Here is a 19,383-nt window from a genome sequence, read left to right on the forward strand (position 1 = left end):
GATCAGGATTCCTCTTTCTTGGGCTCCTCTTTGGATTTGGACTCGGTCGCCTCGGCAGGCTTTTCGCCCTCCGCGGCCTCCGCGCCCTCGGCGCCCTCTTCGCCCTCAGCGGCCTCGGCCACGGCGCGTACCACGACCACCGACGCGAGAACCGGATTGCTGTCCTCGGCCGACGTTGCGCCCTGGGGCAGCTCGATGTCTTCCAAGTGGATCGAGTCGCCGATATCGAGACTTGAGATGTCGACTTCGATCTGCTCCGGAATATTGGCCGGCAGACACTCGACACGGATCGTCCGTACCCCCATCTGCAACACGCCGCCGGTCTCCAGGCCCATGGCCTTACCGTTAAGCTGCACGGGGATCTCGATCTGGATCTTCTCGTCCATCCGGATCTCCATCAGGTCGATGTGCAGCAACCGATGGGTCAGCGGATGGACCTGCATGTCTTTAACGATTACGGTCTTGCCGTCCAGCTCTTTGTCCTTCTCGATCACAAGCTTGAGTAGGGCACGCTGTCCGCCGCCGCGCAGCAGATCGATGAACTGCTTGCTATCGATCGCCAGCGGGGACGCCTTTTTCAACTTGCTGCCATATATCACCGCCGGTACGTGCCCGGTGTTGCGCAGCTTCCTGGCAGCGCCCTTGCCCGCGGCCTCGCGCCTAGTGGCGTTGAGTATCCGATCGTTCATTTTTTCTCTGTCCTCCAAATCGTCACTGGCGGGCCGTTTTGGCCGCACAGATTAATTGATAGCTTCGACTCCCTCGAACAGGATGCTGACCGATTCCCCGTTGTGAATGTGATCGATGGCTTTGGCGAACAGTCCGGCCACGCTGAGCACATCGATCTTCTTTAGCTGCTTAGACTCGCGCAGTAGGGGAATCGTATCGGTCGCGTAAAGCTTTTGCATCGGTGAGGCCTTGATCCGCGCCGCGGCCTTGCCCGAGAGTACGGGGTGAGTGGCAAAGGCGTAGATCTCCTTGGCCCCCTCGCGCTTGAGCGCCTGGGCCGCGGTGCACAGCGTGCCTGCGCTGTCGGCAATGTCGTCGATCAGGATACAAATGCGGCCCTTGACCTGGCCGACGATGTTCATCACCTCGCTCGATCCCGGGCCATCGCGGCGCTTGTCGATGATCGCCAGGTCGCCGCCGTGGCTGAAGCGTTGCGCAACATAGCGCGCGCGCTTGACGCCTCCGGCGTCCGGGCTGACCGCGACGATCGGCTCGTTGATCCGCTCCCCGATCATATTGAGAAAGACTGTCGAGGCGTAGAGGTTGTCTACCGGCAGGTTGAAGAAACCCTGGATCTGACCGGCGTGCAAATCGCAGGTCAGCACGCGATTGGCCCCGGCTGCGGTGATCAGGTCGGCCACCAGCTTGGCCGTGATCGGTGCGCGCGAGGCGACCTTGCGATCCTGGCGCGCGTAGCCGAAGTACGGGATGACCGCGGTAATCCGCGAAGCGCTGGCGCGCTTGAGCGCGTCGATCATGATCAGCAGTTCCATCAGCGTCTTGTTGGCCGGCCGGCAGGTCGACTGGATTACGAACGTGTCGTTGCCGCGCACGCTCTCGTCGATCACCACTTCGGTCTCGCTATCGGGGAACGGTCGGACCATAGCCTTGCCCAGCTTGATTCCCAGATGTTCGCAGATTGATTTCGCCAACGGTCTGTTGGCAGTGCCGGTAAAAACCTGGAGTTCCATTGACACCCTGAATCCCCCATAGCCTGATCGTCAAACCGTTACGCCCCACCCGAACGGGTACGGCGTCGGCTGTTTACCGACCTGACTTTCCTTCATATATCAACCACGGACCGAATCGGCCCGGGCAAACAAATCCGTCGAATTCTGGCTGGGGTGGGAGGATTCGAACCTCCGAAGCCGGAACCAAAGTCCGGTGACATACCACTTGTCGACACCCCAGCTATCGGCCTGCGGCGTCCCTTGTGGGCTACTCCTGTCCAGCCAGGTTCGAGGCCCCTTCCTCTTGCAGCGCCTGGTAATAGGCCTCGAATACTGCCGCCTCGATGCGTTCCCGCATCTCGTTGTTCAGGGGATGCGCCGTTTCTGTATAGGTGCCGTCTTTACGCTTCTTCGACGGCATCGCAACAAACAGGCCCTTATTCCCCTGAATGATCTTGAGATCGCGCACGATGAACTCGTCATCAAACGTGATCGACACGAAAGCCTTGAGCTTCTCCTCTCCGACCGGAAACACTTTGACCTTGGTGATCTCCATCTCCCTGCTCCTCAATCAATGCATCATCTATGCAAGTTCGTGGTCGTGTATTCGCTCCACAGACCTTCGGACTGCGATTCAATTTTAGCCTTGGCCTCGGCAGCTGTTTCACACGAGGAAAAGACGCCGAAGACCGTAGGACCACTACCGGTCATCGATGCGTGGAGGGCCCCTAATTCAAAGAGCATTCCTCGGATACGACGCACCTGCCGGTGGCGCTCCGAGACGTATTTCTCCAAATCATTCCGTACAAAGGGAACCAACGATTCCCAATCCGGAAAAGAGAGCGGTAAGTTAACTTGCAGCCCCCTGGATGTCAATCCCCCGCGCCATTGCTCGAAGGCCCAAGCCGTGCTCACTCCGAAGTCGGGCTTGACCAATACGATATGCATCTGCGGCCAGTCTTGCAACGGGGTCAGAACCTCCCCGATCCCTCCGGCCCAGCAGGGTTTTTGCTCAAGAAAAAAAGGCACATCCGCTCCGATGGAGCGGGCCAGCGAGTTGAGTTCGGTCGAGCCCAGCGGCCGGTCGGCCGCGCTGTTGAGCGCCAGCAGCACACTCGCCGCATCCGAGCTGCCTCCACCCAGGCCGGCCAGGACTGGGATCCGCTTGTCGATCTCGATCTTCAGTCCCTGGTTGACTCCCACGGCCTCGAAAAAACATCGAGCCGCCCGCGCAGCCAGGTTGCTCGGCCCGTTGGGCACGCCCTGGACGTCGCAGACCGCCTCAATCCCGCCTTCGACCGGCTCGATCCACAGCGTATCGTGCAGCGATAGCGGAAAATTGAGCATCTCCAGCTCGTGGTAACCGTCAGGACGGCGACCGACCACTTGCAGGCGCAGGTTGATCTTAGCCGGAGCCGTTAGGGGGCCTGTCCGTGTTGTGATCACAATTTGATCATGCCGCCGGTCCGGCCGAGTGTCAATCAATGTAAAATCCGCTCCTGGGAATGGCTTGTATTGATTGGAGTCGGTTATGTTATGCTACAAACATTCAACATGAGGGGTTCTGCAATGAGAAAATCCCGTGTCGCCGTTGTCTGTGCCGCACTGCTGTGCTTCGTCTTTGTCAGCACCGCCCTGGCCGTGTTGTTCAAGCAGCAACAGAAGGATTACGTGGCAATGAACGTGCTCACGGGCGATGAGCGCACCAACGCCTTTCGCAGCTGCCAAAACGGAGAGCTGGGCACGGATCACGGTCCGGTCAAAATCGAGGTCTACCTGGACATGCGCGACCCCACCGACATCAAGGCCATTCGCGTCTACCCGATCGAGGGTGGAGAACGGATATTCACCGACGTCAGCGGCATCAGCTATTACAAGTCGTTCCGCGAAGAGGGGCTGGCCGAGGTCCCGACCAGCAAAGGCGTATACGCCTATCCAACCACCGAGGATTTCTGCTTCGGCTTCAGCGTCGAATACTATAACCACACCGACTTTCTGCCCTGACATCAGGGGTCTTATTGCATTAAGACCAGCGTGATATGCGAGTTTTGTGGCGGCTCAAAGCCGCCCCGCAAGCGTTTACTTAAATATTGTCTTTACAATATTTACCACCCCAAGGCTTAGTCGCGGGGAGGATCGCTTAGCTACGACGATGGTTCGCTCGCGTGCTATGCAGGCACCTCAAAGGTGCCTGGTGATTGGCAGTCGGCGATCTTTGCCGAACGCGCGGCCGGTGACCTTGACCCCCGGCGGGGCCTGGCGGCGCTTGTACTCGTTAAGGTCGGTCAGCCGGATCACCCGGCGCACGGTCTCGGCCTCGAACCCCTGCTCCACGATTTGCGCCACGCTCAGATCCTGTTCCACATAGAGCTTGAGGATCGGGTCGAGCACCTCGTATGCGGGCAGGCTGTCGCTGTCGAGCTGGTCGGGCCGCAGCTCGGCCGTGGGAGGTTTGGTGATAATGCTCTCGGGAATCGTCGGGCCCTCGCTTTGGTGGTTGCGCCAGCCACACAGCTCATAGACCTGCGTCTTGTACACGTCCTTGAGTGGCGCGAACCCGCCGGCCATATCGCCGTAGAGCGTGCAGTAGCCCACCGAGGTCTCGCTCTTGTTGCCGGTGGTGAGCACCAGCGAGCCAAACTTGTTGGACAGCGCCATCAGGATGATGCCGCGCACGCGGGCCTGCATGTTTTCCTCGGTCACGTCCTGCTCTACTCCGACGAACGTCGGCTGCATCATCTCCAGCAGCGCCTCAAACGCGGGCTCGATGCCGATCTGCTCGAAGCTCATTCCGAGGTTGGCGGCGAGCTGCGCAGCGTCGTCCAGGCTCTGCTGCGCGCTGTAGCGGCTGGGCATGTAGACCGTGCGCACGTGCTCGGGCCCCAACGCGTCGACCGCCACCGCGGCCACCAACGCCGAGTCCACGCCGCCGGAGAGTCCGATGATCACGTCGCTGAACCCGTTTTTACGCACATAGTCACGGGTGCCCAGCACCAGCGCCTTGTAGACCTCCTCGTTCGGGTCGTCGCGAACATCGATCAGTCCCGGGTCGGCCGGGCCGCGCTCGTCTTGCTCGGAGCGGTCGATATAGATCTCTGCGGGCACGTTGTCGATTTCCAGCTCGCGCCGGTCGGCGCGCCAACGCGGATCTTTGAGCCGCGTGCGTAGCACGTGGTCGCAATCCACGTCGCAGGTGATCAACGCCTCCTCGAAACTCGGGCCGCAGGCCAATCGACGACCGAGCTGATCGAGCACACAGGAGTTGCCGTCGAACACCAGCTCGTCCTGTCCGCCGACCATGTTGCAGAACGCCACCACGGCCACGTTGTCCTGGGCGCGCGTGGCGAGCATCCGCCTACGAAACTCGGGTTTGCCCTGAGCGTAGGGCGAGGCGGAGATGTTGAGGATCACCGCGGCGTCGCCTGCCAACACCTCTTCGCGCGCCGGGCCGCCGGGATACCAGATGTCCTCGCAGATCGTCACTCCCAGACGACGCCCCCCAAGGTCGATCACCAGCGACGAACAGCCTTTCTGGAAATTGCGGTCCTCGTCGAACACGCCGTAGTTGGGCAAGGAGCGCTTGTGGTAGACCGCCTCCACTACGCCCTCGTGCAGCACGGCCGCCGCGTTGTAGGCGTCCTCCACCAGGTCGGCGAAACCGACCACCGCCGTAATGTCACCGACCTGGGAAGCGATCTGCTCGATCGCCTCAATGTTCTGCTCCAGAAACTGTGGGCGCAGCAGCAGGTCTTCAGGCGGGTAGCCGGCTACCGCCAGCTCGGGCAGCAGCACCAGATCGCAGCCCGCCTTTTGGGCTCGCAGGATGTACTCCAAAATCTTGCGCGAGTTCCCCTCGAGGTCTCCCACGCAGGCGTTTATTTGTGCTAGGCCGATACGAATGCTCAACGCACTCCCTCCAAGTTCAGGTCACAGGCCGAATCCTATCAAAAACCGAGGCGAAAGATTACAACGCACTGCTTTGATTTTGGCATTCAACTCATTCATCATTGCCGCGTTGCGCCCGTAAGCCACTAAGGAGCATTGTCATGCGAATTCCCTGGACCGTGTTGTTCGTCCTTTTACTAAGCGTGCTCGCCGTGGGCCTGCTCGCCTCGTGCGAGGCTGACGACGACGATGATGACGACGACGACACCGGAGACGACGACGACATCAACTTCGACCCGCCCGAGATTACCGACGGGTACTCCTATATCCCCTGCGGGACTTTCCTGATGGGCAGTCCAGCCGACGAGACGGGCAGGCGCGAAAACGAGGCGCAGCATCAGGTCTCGTTTAGCCACGACTTCGAGCTGATGCAGCAAGAGGTAACCCAGGAGCAGTTCGAGGCGTTTCTCGGATTCAACCCCAGCTTCTACCCCGAGTTCGGCACCGACGGACTGACCCTGCCGGTGGAGCAGGTAAGCTGGTACGACGCCTTGGCCTATGCCAATAAAACGTCCGAGGCCTATGGCCTGCCGGTGTGCTACAACCTGAGCAACATCGTCTGCGACGACGAGGCCGCGGGCGATAGCCTGAGCTATTGCAGCGCGCAAGGCGGCATCTGGTCCGCCGACGTGGCGCTCAACGGCACCGACTTGGTCTACGGCTGCCAGGGATTCCGCCTGCCCACCGAGGCCGAGTGGGAATACGCCGTACGCGCCGAGACCACCACGCCGTTCTCCAGCGGCGAGCTGCTCAACCCGGCATGCACGCCGCTGGATTACAACCTGGACCGCGTGGCCTGGTACTGCGGCAACTCCAACGACAAAACCCACAGCGTCGGGCTGCGGGAGCCCAACCCCTGGAACCTGTTCGACGTCTACGGCAACGTGATGGAGTGGACCAACGACTGGTACGCCGACGATCCGGGCGATCAGCTGGTCGACCCTGCGGGCCCAGCCGAGGGTTACTTCAAAGTCGCTCGCGGCGGCGCGGCGCGCTTTAGCTCGCCGGTATTTTGCCGCTCGGCTTTTCGCACCGGACACTCGGTCGATTATCAGGGTCGCCGCGTAGGGTTCCGCCTGGCGCGCTCATTGGAGACGACCTACCCGTTCAACGTCTGCGGCGAGGCCGACCCCGAGCTGAAGATCGCGCCCGCGCCCGAGAAAGACGCGACCCTCGATCTGCCGCGCTCGCTGCCGTTCGAGTACACCCGCGAGCCCGCCGGCATTCCGCCCAGCCAGGCCGAAATCAACGAGTTCACACGCGAGATCACCGCTTTCTGGGCCGACACCGACTACTTCAACTGGAACTACTGGCTCAGCCACGGTATGCACGCGAGCAATCCCAACGGCACTCCGGACTACAAGCTGTATTGGCAGGATTTCGTGGTGCAAAAGCAGGGCGACCTGGTGACCTTCGAGCATACGGGCAACGCCGACAACATCATGATCCGAACCGGCAAGCTGTTTAACAACACTGCGGCGCTCTACCTCGAGACCGGCGATCCCGAACTGGGTGCGCTGCTCGAACAGTTGTGCAAGGGCGTGGTCGCGCTGTTCTGGGGCTTCCAATGGACTGAAGACGATCCCGAGCCCTACCTGATGCCGCGCGCGCACTTCACCGAGGACCATAGCTACGTGGAGAACGGCAAAGACGTGGCCGTGACCTACGACGGCTCCAAGCACACCAGCACCGATTGGAACGGCCGCTCCTTCCCCAACGACTACAATCCCTATTGGGAAGGGGTCTGGGTGCGCTCGATGCGCTCCAAAGACGACGTGCCGCACATCTACCGCATGATCCCCTGGCTGATGTACCTGATCCAGGACGCGCCGGACGAGTCGGTGCGCGAACAGGCCGCCGAGGCGCTGGACTATTTACAACGCTTCGCCCGCGACATCGTGGACACCGGCTATTACATCCGCTCCAAGGATGAGCAGGGCAACGAGATGCTCCCGCTGAACCTGGACAACAACATGGTCGCCGACCTGGCGAGCTTCGTGATCTACGAGGGCCTGGATCCCAACGCCGAGTGCAACCCCAAGCTGTCCTCGGCCTTGATCGGCTACGGCTCGGCGCTGGACGTCTCGTGCGGCAACGGCATTGGCGAGATCTACGAGTGGGTGGCGACCAACGGCCACTACTTCAATTACGCGATCATCCGCTACTTCCACGTGGCCACTGTCACCAACGCGCTGATCAACGGCGAGGACGAGGTAGCCTACTGGCTAATCTCCGGCCTGGAACGCCGCGCCGACGAATACATGGCGGGCAACGGCAACTGGCAGGATGCCGCAGACTGGGACGCCGACCTGGCCGCCTATCTGCTGATCGCCGGTGCGGCCGGCCTGCCGCTAACAGCGCAGGAAGCGCGCTTCGTCATCGAGCAGTACAGCCTCTCGGCCCAGCACTACGCGACCTGGCCCTACTGGAACATGTACGACCCCTCGATCCCCGACGGCCAGTACCGCTACGCCCCGGACCGCGCGGCCGAGGGCTATCGGGTGTTGCGCTCCACAGAGGTGGAGTACCTGATCGAGTACTGCGCCTCGCCGTTTAAAAACCCGGCCAGCGTCGATCCAGTGGACTGCGACGCGGTCCTCGATCCCACCCAGTGGGGGCTGTAATAGCTTAGAGCAACGTCAATCGCTAAATGGAAAAGGCCCGGGAGCAATCCCGGGCCTTTTGTTGTTGTCGTTACGTCAGCATACGGGATCTATTGTTGGCGCTATCACTAGACATGAGTGCGCAAGTACCGTTGCCGGATCCTGCATCCTATAATATGCGGCTATATCAGGAGGCTTTTACCAGCTGTAATCTAATCTCCAACCAGTTTCACGTCGAAGCCCAGCCAGCGGATCGCACGTAACATTCTGTTGTTACATATTGGGATATCTTCGTTGTTCACCCAACCGAGAAGCTCCTGGACATTACTGCGACCAAATTGCTGAATTTTATAGGCTGGGTCGAAGATGCAACGGCCCATACGCTCGATAAAATCTCCCTGTCCATAGAGCAGGTATTTCACCGAGTTACGCACATCTACCAAATTATTGCGTTGTTTGAAGTCCCGCATGTGAGCTGCATGACCACCTGGGTAGAAGCGTAGACGGTCATAGAACGAATGCTCACATGAGAAAGCTTCAATCATTTCTTCCATTGTCGCGCGGTCTATTAAAGCTGGTGAACCAAGGATACGTGTGATAGTGGGATAGAACTTGGGCACCACCGTGTCAAAGATGTAATGCCAATCTTTTTCATGCCAGTCTTGAATCACCTTTCGCGTTTTATCTTCAGATCCAGCAGGCGATAAGATCGGCTCTGCTAAGTAGCTGTCGCCTTTCGTATACGTTTCGCGGACGAAGCTGAGGAACTCTGCAATTTCGAGACGAAGAGGCAATTCGGAGTTGGGTACTTTTCGTCGTCCGATATCTCGGTATACCCGCTCGACCGTGCGATGGGCATCCAGGAACTCCTGATATGTCTTACGGTATTCCTCTAAAAATGATCCTGAAGCGCTCTGTTTCGGTCGGTCCAGAGTAATGTTAGGCATGACAACTTCACCAATCACCTCTTTGACTTTTTGATCCAGATCGCGTGATCCATCGTGGTATTTCTCGAACTCTCGGGTGTATACATCAAGACATCTGGCGTCGAAGACCTTTGCCGCGCCCCAATATCCGACGAATAGGCTCATAAGCTCTGTGTAACGCGGATCATCGACGCCAACAGCTACGTTGACCTCTATGTTTCGCTCTAAGCCGTCTTTAGTGAGATTCGCCGACCCAACGATCGCACATCGTTCGTCGAAAATGTACAGCTTCGGATGGAAGTGTGTGTCCGTGAAGAACCGGACTTGGATCCCCTCTTTGTTTAGAACCGATTTAAGCGCCTTGGGGTCTGTAGGATACCCAAGACGTACAACGAGCTGAATCCTGCATTTTCGCTTGGCGAGATCCAGGACTATGTCCGCATTGGTGAAGAACGCGCTAGCAATGTAGACTCGGCACGGTGGCACGGAATACTCAGAGAACGCGTTGAAAAGGAAGTCCCGTCGTCGATTTGTATTTGCAAAAAGCCCGTCCATACCGCCTTCAATCCCTCTGTTTTTTTTCTTGTCTCATTCGATAGCTATCCCACAACGGTTGCTCAAATACTCTTTTCGCAACACCGTCAAGGCCTGGGAACATGCTTGCTGCATCGACGTATTCTGCGCTGAGAAAGCGAAGGAGCTTTGGAACGTCGCGGATCGGCATCGTGACCTTTACGAGCGGTGGCGGGAATGCATCCGCTTCCAGCCGCTCTTCAAGGCCTTGCGTATTGGCTGGATGTCCTCGCTTCTCGGTCTCTCGCACTAAAGTAAAAATGCCTTTCTGTGCAGCCAGATTCGGATTTGCGCCTGCTGGCGCTTTAATTACTTCGACCCCAACAGGTTGCATATGTAAATACTCGGTACTTAACGACCATACAGCTATTTCGCTGATGTCGGATTCAATGGAGCATCCTCTATCGGTCAGTAATTGATATTCCCACAATCGTTTTGCAAACTCGCTAGCCGCGAAATATGCGGCGATGTAGGAACGCCGCGACCAGTCGAGAAGTCTCGTCGGGACGCCATGATGCTGCGCCGCCGCCATAATGGGCAGGAGTTCCGGCGATGGCCATTTGCGGGGCGTTAGAAAAGCGGAGTGCACCGGGTTTTCGTTGCTCCACTTGACGAATACTTCTCGAAACCGAATGCTGTCCTCGGGTAGTGAAATCCCTTGCCGATCAGCAGCTTCGACAAAGTAATTTATAACTGAATACTCCGCTAGAATCTGTGCGTCTGCGGTATTTGGCAGCGGCAGGTACTTATCTGTGAACTCCTTCTGTATCGTCCCCCACCCATCTGCACGCAGTGCTTTGGGCACCAGTTTCCAACGGGCATCTGCATGGCCTCTGTATAACCAATCAGGATTTGGTCCCAGGCACCAACGTTCGTTCCTAGGTGAAAGCGTACTCAAGAATTCTGTAGCGTTCTGACAGGCCATCACGACTACAGCTTCAGGAGGATTCTGATCGGACAAGTCTTTCATTGTTTAACCGCTGCCTGCGTGGCGTGCGATGGATATCGCCTTCCTTGCCCCCTGTTGAAATGCGAGCGCGTCAGTATTCGCGATTACCCGCCAATGAATGCTGCGGATCGAGCAGCCCGTTGCGCACGGCGAACTCGATGTAGGCGCGGGTCATCATCCGGTAGTTCGCGCCCTTTTCCTCTTCCCCCTGCTCCTGCTCCTCGGCCTCGGAGGGTGCCACGGCCAGGTGCCACGGATAGGGCAGGCCGGGCTTCATGTAGGCCCAGACCACCTCGCCGATGCGCTCGACCTGGTCGGGCACATCCCAGCTTTGCTTCTTGCAGTAGTCGGTCATGGGCAGCTCGTCGCTGTTCATCACCAGCGGCATGCTGTTGGGGATCGCCGCGAACTCGGTCGGGAGCTGCGCCTTGCTCTGGAACAGGTCGTACATCGGCGCGGTAAAACGGTCGTAGTCGGTCAACGGCGGCAGCCCAAGGATCAGCTCGATGGTCAGCCACATCGAGGCCATCGAGTAGTGCACGTTGGACACGTAGCCGCGTTTGGCAAAGGGGCTGACCAGGGTAAACGGCGTGCGGTGGGCATCGACGTGGTCCACTCCGGACTGCGGGTCGTCCTGGGTGATGAACACCGCGGTCTCGGGCCAGTATTCGCTGTTGACGATCCACTCCAGCAGCAGACCCAGGCCCGCGTCGTTGTCCGCCACCATGTACTCCATGGTCGGCCAGCCCGGATCGGTCCCCGCGGTGTGGTCGTTGGGTAGCAGGATCATGATGAACTGCGGAAAGATCCCCTGCTTCCACTCGCGGAGCACCTCTTGCGCCTTGGTTACGTCGGAGACGGCCATGTTGTAGAAGCCGTAGTTGAGGTCCATGTACTTGGCCAGCACCTCGATATCGGGCAGCGTGCCGACGATCTCGCCGTAGATGCGGAAGTCCAGCTCGTGCTCGAGCATCTTTTGAAACACTGTGCCCGTGGCCGGGATCGTCGCCGGCTCCACGCCGGTGAGCGAGAGCCAGTCGCTGGCCGCCCAGTTCTTCTCGATGTAGTCGTTGGCCACCACTCCCGTGGCCCAGGCGTGGCCCAGGTCGGACTCGTGCGACTCGGAGTAGTAGTTGTCGCAAACCGTGAACTCGCGGGCCAGGGCATGGACGTTGGGCGTGTACTGTTCGCCGAACAGCAACAGGCTCTGGTCGCCGTCCACCCCGGGCAGGTCGGCCATAATCTGGTCGAAGGTCTTATTCTCTTTGAGGATGAACACCACGTGTTTGATCTGCCGCGAGCCCTCGCCGCGCTGCGAGGGGATCGGCGAGTCGAATTCCACGTCCGGCTCGTAGAATCCCGCCGGGCGCCGGTTGTTCTCCTGCACCATCTGCGTGTACTGCTTCAAGGTCGGCTCGTCGGGCATGTCCAGCTGTTCCAGCGAGCCCAGCAAATTGCCGCCGTCCGTGGGCAGCACCAGGCCCGGCGAATCGTTGACGCCGCCGGGGCCAGAGCCCACGCCCTTGGCTGTAACCACGTACAGCTCGTCTCCAAAGGCCTGCACGGCCGTGGGATACCACTCGGTGGGAATCCGTCCGACGACTTGCCACTGCGCGATGTCGATCACGTCGATGCTGTTGAAGCCCGAGGCCGCCACCAGCAGCCGCTCGCCGTCGGGAGTAAGCACGATGTCCGTGGCGAACGCGCCGAACCCGGCCTGGTCCTCAGTGTACAGCGGCAGCGAGCGCGCGACCTCGAGGTTCGCCAGGTCGACCTGGAACACCTCGTCGGTGTCCGCGCAGGCCACGTAGGCATAACGCTGATCCGGGCCGAGCACCACGCCCTCAGGGTTCTTGCCGACCTCGATGTCGGCCAACAGCGTGCCGCCCTTGTCGAACACCGAGACGTTGCTCGTCCCCCAGTTGGTGCTGATCACTCGTCCCAGTTCCTCGGAAACCGCCACCGCGTATGGGTAGTAGCCGGTGTTCATCGAGGTGATCTCCAAGCCCGAGGCCAGGTTGATCACCGCGATGCGCTTGCCGAACGCCAGCGAGATGTAGAGCCGTCGCTCGTCGGCCGAGAGCAGCAGGCCCGCCGGATAGCCGAAGGCCTCGATCTCGCGGCTGAGCACCGGCTCACCGCCGATCAGGTCGAACTCGTAGACCTTCTCGCGCGACCCGCCTCCGGCCCAGAGCTTGGTGCCCGCGGCGTTGATCGCCAGGCCGTCGAAGTGGTTGCGCAGTTCGATCTCGTGGATCATCTTCATGGTCCGCGCGTCGATCGTGGCCAACGTGCGATCCTTGGCCGAGCCGACGTAGATCAGATCGCCGTCAGGGTGGACCGCCAGCGAGATCGGGAAGCGCCGCAAAGTCACGCGTTCCCCCACGGGAGAGATCGCGCGACCGCTGGGCAGGATCACCCGGCCATCGTCAGTGGGACCGGTCGGGGCGTAGGCGTCGTCCGAGGCGTCGGGCCGCGGCAAATCAAGATCGCCCTTGTCCTGATCCTGGCAGCCCGCGAACAACAGTGCGCAAACCAGAATCAACAGCACCGCGATTGCAAACAGCTTGTTGGTCATCTTACACATCCTAAAATACGTCCGGCGGATCGGGCAGGAACGGCTGGAGCACGTTCACCAGGGTTTGAAGAAAGTCACGGATTGTGTCCGGCTGCAGGTCCTCGAAAAACGCGGCCACGTCGATCTTGACCAAACCCAGCAACAGCGGCGGCACGTTGAAGTACTCGAGCAGCGGATTGAGCGAGGAGAGTCGGAACGAATTATCGCCATCGGAATTGATGTCCAGGTCCGTGCGGTCGAGCAGTGCCGCGCCCAGGTCGTAGAGCAAGGTCTCCAGGGCCAGCGCCAGGTCCATCTGCTCCGGGCTTAACTCGCCGATCCCCGGAATCACCAGCGGCTCGCCCTGGTCGTAGACGCCGTTGGCGTTGAGATCCGCGTAGCCCAGCACGTCGTCTTCCTGCGGGTCGACTTCGCCGCGAATCGCCTCGATCGTCTGTTTGTACTCGATCATGCCCAGGCCCAGTTGCAGCCGCGCCAGAGCCACGCGCTCCATGTAGTCCGGGTCGATCTGCAACGCGGTGGGGAACCCCGGATCGTTGAGCAGTCGGTCGAGGGCGTCGACGATCAGACTGATCAGCTCGAGGGTCTCCAGCTCGCCGAAGTCTACGTCGATCAGCGCGAAGACGATGCCCAGGTTGACCTCCAGGTCCAACGAGAGCAGCACTCCGCCCAGGCCGTCGAACAGGTTGCCGACCACCAGGCTCCCCGTACGTTCGGCCACGTCGAACTCAGTGCCGAGCTCCGCGACCTGCTCGTACATCAGCAGCACGGGCACGCCGTCGATCTGGAACCCCGGTTCGCCGTTCTGTTGCAGCCAGGCCGAGTGTTCGCGAATATCATCGCCGGCCGCGCTGAAGTAGCCCTCGGCCAGCAACTCGACGATCGGCCTGATCAAGTCGCGGCCCGGGTCGATATCCTCGACCTGGTAGCCGTCGTCCACATCCACCAGGAAAGTCGAGATCGCGGAGATGAACTCCCAGAGGTGCAGGCCCGAGGAGAGCATCACCCCCCAATGGCCGTCGGAGTTGTCGGGCTGCTCGTTCAGCGCACGCTTGAACGCTTCGCGCGCCCGCTGCGGCTCGCCGACCTGCAGCCAATAGCGCCCCTCTTCCAGCGGACCGGACCACTGCGAGTCGTCGTCATCGTCATCGTTGTCATCCTCAACATCGCAGGCGATAAACAACAGCAGGCAGATCGCCAAAAAAGCGATCAGCAACAGCATCGATTTGTTAAACATGCTTCACCTCAATCGGCGGTAAGACCCAAGAATGCACGATCTTCGTCAGAGCAATGTTAGACCAAAACCGACTGCGATGAAAATCGCGACTGCCGCCGACCCGGCGGACCCGGATTGCCGGACTTTATATCTTGGCAAATCATGGCGTCGGTCGTTAGAATTCGATCAAAGTCAGTGAAGGGGACGATTATGAGGCGAATGCTGGTGGCCCTTGCTCTAATCGCAGCGGCTGGATGTCTGTGTTGGGCAACCGACGGCGGCGACGTCGCGGCCCAACAGCCGCCGGTCGAAATTGCAATGGTGCTGATCGAGCCGGGGGGCTTCACCATGGGCAGCCCCGAGGCCGAGCAATGGCATGTGGTCGACGAGGTGCAGCACCAGGTTAAGATCAGCGCACCGTTCTACCTGGGCCGCTATGAGGTGACCCAAAGCCAGTGGAAAAAGGTGATGGGAACGAGCCCCAGCGAATTCATCGACTGCGGGCCGCAATGTCCGGCCGAGATGATCAGCTGGCCCATGGCGATCGAGTTCTGCAACAAGCTCTCGCAAATCGAGGGCCTGAGTCCTTGCTACAGCGGCGAAGGCAACGACGTGGTCTGGGACCGCGCATGCACCGGCTATCGCCTGCCGACCGAGGCCGAGTGGGAATACGCGGCGCGGGCCGGCAGCGGCTGCGCGTTCATTGTCGGCGACGAGACCACCGACCTGGCCAAGGTCGCCCATTACCGCTCGGCCGATCGCACGCCTCTGGCCGTAGGCAGCAAACAGCCCAACGCCTGGGGCCTCTACGACATGCTGGGCAACGTCCGCGAGTGGGTCTGGGATTGGTACGCACCCTACGACAAGCAGACGGCCTCCGACCCGGCCGGGCCGGAAAAGGGCAAGTTCCGCGTCAACCGCGGCGGCTGCTACTTCAGCTATCCGCAGTACTGCCGCTGCGCGGTGCGCGGCGCATATTTGCCCGGCGACACTCACGGGTACATCGGCCTGCGCGTGGCACGCAACGCGCCGAGCCAAGCGGACTAATCGGCCTCGTCGAACAGGTACCACAGGTAATAGATACCGTCCTCCAGCGTGGTGTGGATACCGCGCTCCCCGTTCTGGAACAGGCCCAGCATCGGCCGGTTCTTGGCCAACACCTCCACCCGAAATCCGGCCACCCCGTTTTCCCTGGCGATCGTGGTCAGCTGCCCCAGCAGCTCCCGGCCGATTCCGCGACGCCGCGAGCGCTCGTGCACGGTGAAGCTGCACTCGGCAATGCCCGTGCGCGGATCGCGGTCGTAGGTCGCCGAGCCGAGGATTCGCTCGCGGCCGACCTCGCCGGACACGGCGATGATCGCCATCCGGTTGCGGTAATCGACCAGGGTCTCGGGGCAGACCCGGCTGTGGGGAAAACGCGCGTCCGAGGCCATGAACCGCAGGTATAGATCCTTGTCCGACAGCGAGTAGTACAGCTCCTGCAACAGATGCTCGTCGCGAGGGCGGATCGGCCGCAGAGCGATCTCCTCACCGTCGCTAAGCCGTACCCGCTCGCTCCAGGTCGGCGGATGGTCCAGCGCCTCGTCCTGGGGTAGCCGTTGATCTGCAAAGATGTAGCGGTTGGCCTTGGCGGCGTTTAGCAGCGCGGGCCTGAAACGCGGGTGGGCGATCTCGATCAGCGACACCGCGCGCTCGCGCACGGACTTGCCGTAGAGGTAGGCCACGCCGTACTCGGTGACCACGTAGTGCACGTCGCTGCGAGTCAGGGTCACGCCCGCGCCCGGCCGCAGGTCGGGCACGATGCGCGAGACCGTGCCCTCGCGGGCCGTGGAAGGGATGACGATGATCGGCTTGCCGCCACTGGATCGCGCTGCGCCGCGCATGAAATCGACCTGCGAGCCAAAGCCGCTGTAGAACTTGTGCCCCAGCGACTCGGCGCAGACTTGGCCGGTGAGGTCGATCTCCAGGGCGCCGGCGATTGCGACCATCTTCTGGTTGCGGGCGATCACCCGCGGGTCGCCGACATAGTCCGCGGGAAAGAACTCAAACAACGGATTGCCGTCGATGTAATCGTAAAGCCCTCTGTCGCCAACGCAGAACGTGGCCACGACCTTGCCCGGGTGCAGCCCCTTACGCGCGTTGGTAACCACGCCGGCCTCGATCAGCTCGATCAGGCTCTGGGAGAACATCTCGGTGTGCACGCCCAGCTCACGCTTGTGCATCAGCTCGGCCGGAATCGCCGCGGGCACCTTGCCGATGCCGATCTGCAGGGTCGAGCCGTCGTCGATCAGCGGCGCGACGTTGCGCGCGATGGTGCGCGCCACAGCGTTGGGCTCGGACCAATGAAACTCGAGCAGCTCCTGCTCGTAGGGCACGAAACAGTCGATGCACTCGGCGCTGATCGAGCTGTCGCCGCCGACCCGCGGCATGCGCGGATTGACCTGGGCGATCACCAGCCGCGCACGCTGGGCCGCGGCCTTGACCGTCTCGACACTGACGCCCAGGCAACACATCCCGTGTTCGTCCGGCGGCGCAACCTGGATCAGCGCCGCGTCGATCCGCAATTGCCCGTCAAAGATCAGCGCCGGGATTTCGCTCAGGGTCAGCGGGGTGTAGTCCGCCAGGCCGCGCTCAACCGCCGCGCGCGTGCTGTCGCCGATGAAGAAGCAGTTGAAGCGCACGTGGTCGCGCAGCAGTGGGTCGTCGAAGGTCGCCTGGCCCGAGCCCAGCAGGTGGATCATCTCCACGTCGTTGAGCCGCAGGGCGTAGCGCTGGAACTCGGCTGTCAAGTGTTGCGGCTCGGCGCAGGCCGAGGCCACGTAGAGCGTGTCGCCGTGGTGGATCCCCTCAAAGGCGCGCCGGGCCGTGGTTACGCGATCACGATATGGATCGAGGGTCGCGAGCCAGGACGGCCGCCGGGGGCTCATCGGCGCTGCAAGTTCGATGTCCCCGCGTTGTTCGCTCGCTGCTGCATTGTCAGTTCCGCCGCGCGCACCAGTTGGGCCAGCACGCGGTTCACCGGCGTGTCCACGCCGTGTTGCGCACCCACGCGCGCCACTGCGCCGTTGATGAAGTCGATCTCCGTGCGCCGTCCCGCAGCCAGGTCGCCGAGCATGCTCGAACGGTTGTCCGCGGTCAGCCGCGCCACCTCCAGCGCCCGCTCGCGCATCTGTTCGCGGTCCAGGAGCACGCCGACGCTCGCTGCCACGTCCACGGCCTCGTCCACCGCCGCGAGCATCAGCCGTTTGGACGGCTCGTACTGCGCGGGCACGCCGTTGGGCACTCCCAGCAGCGCGGTCAGCGGGTTGATCGCCACGTTGACGCACAGCTTGGACCACAGCAGTTCGTCGATGTGCTGCGAGACCTCGGTCTGGATTCCGGCGTCGCAAAAAGCCTTCGCAATGCGCTGCGCGCGTTGCGACTCGCCGCCGCGCGACTCGCCGATCACGGTCAGCCCCTGGCCCGCATGGCACACGCGGCCGGGCTCGACCAGGTAGCCGCCGCTGGTGGTGGTGCCCGCCAATACGTTCTCACCACCTACGCGCTCGGCCAGGGCTTCGACGTTGCCGATGCCGTTTTGCAGGCTCATCGCGAGAGTGTCCGCGCCAAACAGCGCCCGGTGTTGGTCCACGGCGGCCGCGGTGTCGTAGGCCTTGGTGCAGACCATCACCAGCTGGGCCGCAGCGTCCGGGCCCGCCTGCTCGACGATCCGCGGCCTGGCGCACAGCTCGCCGCGCAGCCCCTCGATGCGCAGGCCGTGGCGCTCGACGTTCTGTCGCGTCTCGGGACGGCTCTCGACCAGGGTCACTTCGTGGCCGCCCAGCGACAGGTAGCCGCCGAAGATCGAGCCCACCGCGCCCGCGCCGATCACGTAGATTCTCATCGTGATTCCATTTCGCCTTTAATTGTATTCCATCGACGTTCGGCCCACAAAAAAAGCCCCCCGCGGCCAACAGGCGCGAGGGGCTTATTGAAGCTGATTGAGACTACTCGGACTCTTTGGTCACGTCCTTGCGCGGAAAGCGCGGCATCACTTTAATCTGCACCGACACCACCAAACGCTTGCCCGGCCCCAGGTCGATCGGTGTGCACGGCTCGGCCTTGCCCGCGGGCAGCGGGTGGGCCAGCAGGCTCTTCTCGTCGGCATACTTTTGCGGTACGTAGGCCAGTCCGACCATCGTGCCGCGACCATCGACAACGCAGCTTGTAATGTTGCCCGCGAACGCTCCGCGGTGATCGGTCAGCGGATCGCCGTGCTTGAGCGGTCGCGTCCCCTTCTGCGGCACGCGGAAGCGGATTATCTTCATATCGCGCTCGGCCTCGGATGCAATGTAGGCGGTCTTGCCGTTGAAGAATGGCTTGTGCAGCTTGACGTATCCGCCGAACCCTGCGCCGTTGGGCGAGATCTCGAACGGCCCGGCCAACTCGTGGCCGTACAGCGGCAGTCCGACCTCGGTGCGCAGCGAGTCGCGCGCGCCCAGGCCGCAGGGGGTCACGCCGACGTCGAGATCGAGCAGCTTGCGCCATAGCTGGGCAGCGCGGTCGGGGTGCACGAACAGCTCGTAGCAGATCGCCTCGCCGGTGTAACCCGTGCGCGAGAGCACCACGTCGATGTCGGCCACCACGGTTTCGATCAGATCGCGCTTGCGCATCAGCATCATCTGCTCGCGCTGCGCGCCCTGCATCAACTGGTACAGCGCATCGCGCGATCCGCGCCCCTGCAGCGCGATCAGGACCTTGCACTCCTCGCCCCACTGCGGGTCGCGCAGCCGTTTGATCACTGCCGGCTGCATCCGGCTGCGGATCGGCCAACTGCGGTCGATCAGCGCCTTGCCGTCGTTGACCAGGTTGATCCAGGCCCAGATCTTGTCCTCGTTGGACGCGTTGACCACCATCAGGAAGCGATCGACGTGC

The 19,383-nt window shown here is 61.4% G+C and carries 15 protein-coding genes and 1 tRNA gene; 3 read left to right on the forward strand and 13 right to left on the reverse strand.

Going from position 1 to position 19,383, the window contains the following annotated elements:
* Positions 1 to 2: 2 nt before the first annotated feature.
* The 5 genes from P9M14_13700 to P9M14_13720 all read right to left on the reverse strand — a co-directional run bounded on the left by P9M14_13700 (position 3) and on the right by P9M14_13720 (position 3,164).
* Entirely contained in the window at positions 3 to 689 is a 687-nt protein-coding gene (locus P9M14_13700) for a 50S ribosomal protein L25/general stress protein Ctc (GenBank protein ID MDP8256799.1), read from the reverse strand.
* 51 nt (positions 690 to 740) lie between these two features.
* Positions 741 to 1,700, reverse strand: coding sequence for a ribose-phosphate pyrophosphokinase (locus P9M14_13705; protein ID MDP8256800.1), 960 nt, complete (start codon positions 1,698 to 1,700; stop codon positions 741 to 743).
* A gap of 145 nt (positions 1,701 to 1,845) precedes the next feature.
* Positions 1,846 to 1,919: transfer RNA gene (locus P9M14_13710), tRNA-Gln, on the reverse strand.
* Positions 1,920 to 1,947: 28 nt separating this feature from the next.
* Complete coding sequence (gene spoVG / locus P9M14_13715) at positions 1,948 to 2,235, reverse strand: septation regulator SpoVG (GenBank protein ID MDP8256801.1); 288 nt, start codon at positions 2,233 to 2,235, stop codon at positions 1,948 to 1,950.
* A gap of 23 nt (positions 2,236 to 2,258) precedes the next feature.
* Positions 2,259 to 3,164, reverse strand: coding sequence for a 4-(cytidine 5'-diphospho)-2-C-methyl-D-erythritol kinase (locus tag P9M14_13720; GenBank protein MDP8256802.1), 906 nt, complete (start codon positions 3,162 to 3,164; stop codon positions 2,259 to 2,261).
* Positions 3,165 to 3,248: 84 nt separating this feature from the next.
* On the opposite strand from P9M14_13720, the gene P9M14_13725 reads away from it, so the two are divergent.
* Positions 3,249 to 3,683, forward strand: a complete 435-nt coding sequence (locus tag P9M14_13725) for a hypothetical protein (GenBank protein ID MDP8256803.1) — start codon at positions 3,249 to 3,251, stop codon at positions 3,681 to 3,683.
* Between the two features lie 177 nt (positions 3,684 to 3,860).
* Here P9M14_13725 and P9M14_13730 read toward each other — a convergent pair whose 3' ends face one another.
* Positions 3,861 to 5,585 carry an NAD+ synthase gene (locus P9M14_13730; GenBank protein ID MDP8256804.1) on the reverse strand — a complete coding sequence of 575 codons (1,725 nt, stop codon included), beginning with the start codon at positions 5,583 to 5,585 and terminating at the stop codon, positions 3,861 to 3,863.
* Between the two features lie 140 nt (positions 5,586 to 5,725).
* Here P9M14_13730 and P9M14_13735 point away from each other — a divergent pair, with 140 nt between their 5' ends.
* Complete coding sequence (locus tag P9M14_13735) at positions 5,726 to 8,248, forward strand: formylglycine-generating enzyme family protein (protein MDP8256805.1); 2,523 nt, start codon at positions 5,726 to 5,728, stop codon at positions 8,246 to 8,248.
* Positions 8,249 to 8,439: 191 nt separating this feature from the next.
* Here P9M14_13735 and P9M14_13740 read toward each other — a convergent pair whose 3' ends face one another.
* The 4 genes from P9M14_13740 to P9M14_13755 all read right to left on the reverse strand — a co-directional run bounded on the left by P9M14_13740 (position 8,440) and on the right by P9M14_13755 (position 14,490).
* On the reverse strand, positions 8,440 to 9,708 hold the full coding sequence (locus P9M14_13740; GenBank protein MDP8256806.1) for a phospholipase D family protein: 1,269 nt from the start codon (positions 9,706 to 9,708) through the stop codon (positions 8,440 to 8,442).
* Positions 9,709 to 9,715: 7 nt separating this feature from the next.
* Positions 9,716 to 10,696, reverse strand: coding sequence for an FRG domain-containing protein (locus tag P9M14_13745; protein ID MDP8256807.1), 981 nt, complete (start codon positions 10,694 to 10,696; stop codon positions 9,716 to 9,718).
* Between the two features lie 70 nt (positions 10,697 to 10,766).
* Positions 10,767 to 13,253 (reverse strand): bifunctional YncE family protein/alkaline phosphatase family protein, encoded by a 2,487-nt coding sequence (locus P9M14_13750; protein ID MDP8256808.1) that lies wholly within the window; start codon positions 13,251 to 13,253, stop codon positions 10,767 to 10,769.
* Between the two features lie 10 nt (positions 13,254 to 13,263).
* The gene (locus P9M14_13755) at positions 13,264 to 14,490 is read right to left on the reverse strand and encodes a hypothetical protein (GenBank protein ID MDP8256809.1); all 1,227 of its coding nucleotides are present in this window, start codon (positions 14,488 to 14,490) and stop codon (positions 13,264 to 13,266) included.
* 189 nt (positions 14,491 to 14,679) lie between these two features.
* On the opposite strand from P9M14_13755, the gene P9M14_13760 reads away from it, so the two are divergent.
* Positions 14,680 to 15,516: a formylglycine-generating enzyme family protein gene (locus P9M14_13760; GenBank protein MDP8256810.1), complete on the forward strand. Its 837-nt coding sequence runs from the start codon at positions 14,680 to 14,682 to the stop codon at positions 15,514 to 15,516.
* Here P9M14_13760 and P9M14_13765 read toward each other — a convergent pair.
* The 3 genes from P9M14_13765 to P9M14_13775 form a co-directional block, all read right to left on the reverse strand.
* Complete coding sequence (locus tag P9M14_13765; protein ID MDP8256811.1) at positions 15,513 to 17,396, reverse strand: GNAT family N-acetyltransferase; 1,884 nt, start codon at positions 17,394 to 17,396, stop codon at positions 15,513 to 15,515. The genes P9M14_13760 and P9M14_13765 overlap by 4 nt on opposite strands.
* On the reverse strand, positions 17,393 to 18,352 hold the full coding sequence (locus tag P9M14_13770; GenBank protein MDP8256812.1) for a ketopantoate reductase family protein: 960 nt from the start codon (positions 18,350 to 18,352) through the stop codon (positions 17,393 to 17,395). Before P9M14_13770 ends, P9M14_13765 begins: the two co-directional genes overlap by 4 nt.
* A gap of 103 nt (positions 18,353 to 18,455) precedes the next feature.
* The coding region (locus tag P9M14_13775) for a hypothetical protein (GenBank protein MDP8256813.1) at positions 18,456 to 19,383 on the reverse strand (928 nt) is incomplete at its 5' end.

Source organism: Candidatus Alcyoniella australis, assembly GCA_030765605.1.
GTDB classification, from domain to species: domain Bacteria; phylum Lernaellota; class Lernaellaia; order JAVCCG01; family Alcyoniellaceae; genus Alcyoniella; species Alcyoniella australis.

Coding starts and splice junctions, on each gene's coding strand:
- P9M14_13700 (MDP8256799.1), bottom strand. CDS start 689: ATGAACGATCGGATACTCAACGCCACTAGGCGCGAGGCCGCGGGCAAG.
- P9M14_13705 (MDP8256800.1), bottom strand. CDS start 1,700: ATGGAACTCCAGGTTTTTACCGGCACTGCCAACAGACCGTTGGCGAAA.
- spoVG (MDP8256801.1), bottom strand. CDS start 2,235: ATGGAGATCACCAAGGTCAAAGTGTTTCCGGTCGGAGAGGAGAAGCTC.
- P9M14_13725 (MDP8256803.1), top strand. CDS start 3,249: ATGAGAAAATCCCGTGTCGCCGTTGTCTGTGCCGCACTGCTGTGCTTC.
- P9M14_13735 (MDP8256805.1), top strand. CDS start 5,726: ATGCGAATTCCCTGGACCGTGTTGTTCGTCCTTTTACTAAGCGTGCTC.
- P9M14_13740 (MDP8256806.1), bottom strand. CDS start 9,708: ATGGACGGGCTTTTTGCAAATACAAATCGACGACGGGACTTCCTTTTC.
- P9M14_13745 (MDP8256807.1), bottom strand. CDS start 10,696: ATGAAAGACTTGTCCGATCAGAATCCTCCTGAAGCTGTAGTCGTGATG.
- P9M14_13750 (MDP8256808.1), bottom strand. CDS start 13,253: ATGACCAACAAGCTGTTTGCAATCGCGGTGCTGTTGATTCTGGTTTGC.
- P9M14_13755 (MDP8256809.1), bottom strand. CDS start 14,490: ATGTTTAACAAATCGATGCTGTTGCTGATCGCTTTTTTGGCGATCTGC.
- P9M14_13760 (MDP8256810.1), top strand. CDS start 14,680: ATGAGGCGAATGCTGGTGGCCCTTGCTCTAATCGCAGCGGCTGGATGT.
- P9M14_13765 (MDP8256811.1), bottom strand. CDS start 17,396: ATGAGCCCCCGGCGGCCGTCCTGGCTCGCGACCCTCGATCCATATCGT.
- P9M14_13770 (MDP8256812.1), bottom strand. CDS start 18,352: ATGAGAATCTACGTGATCGGCGCGGGCGCGGTGGGCTCGATCTTCGGC.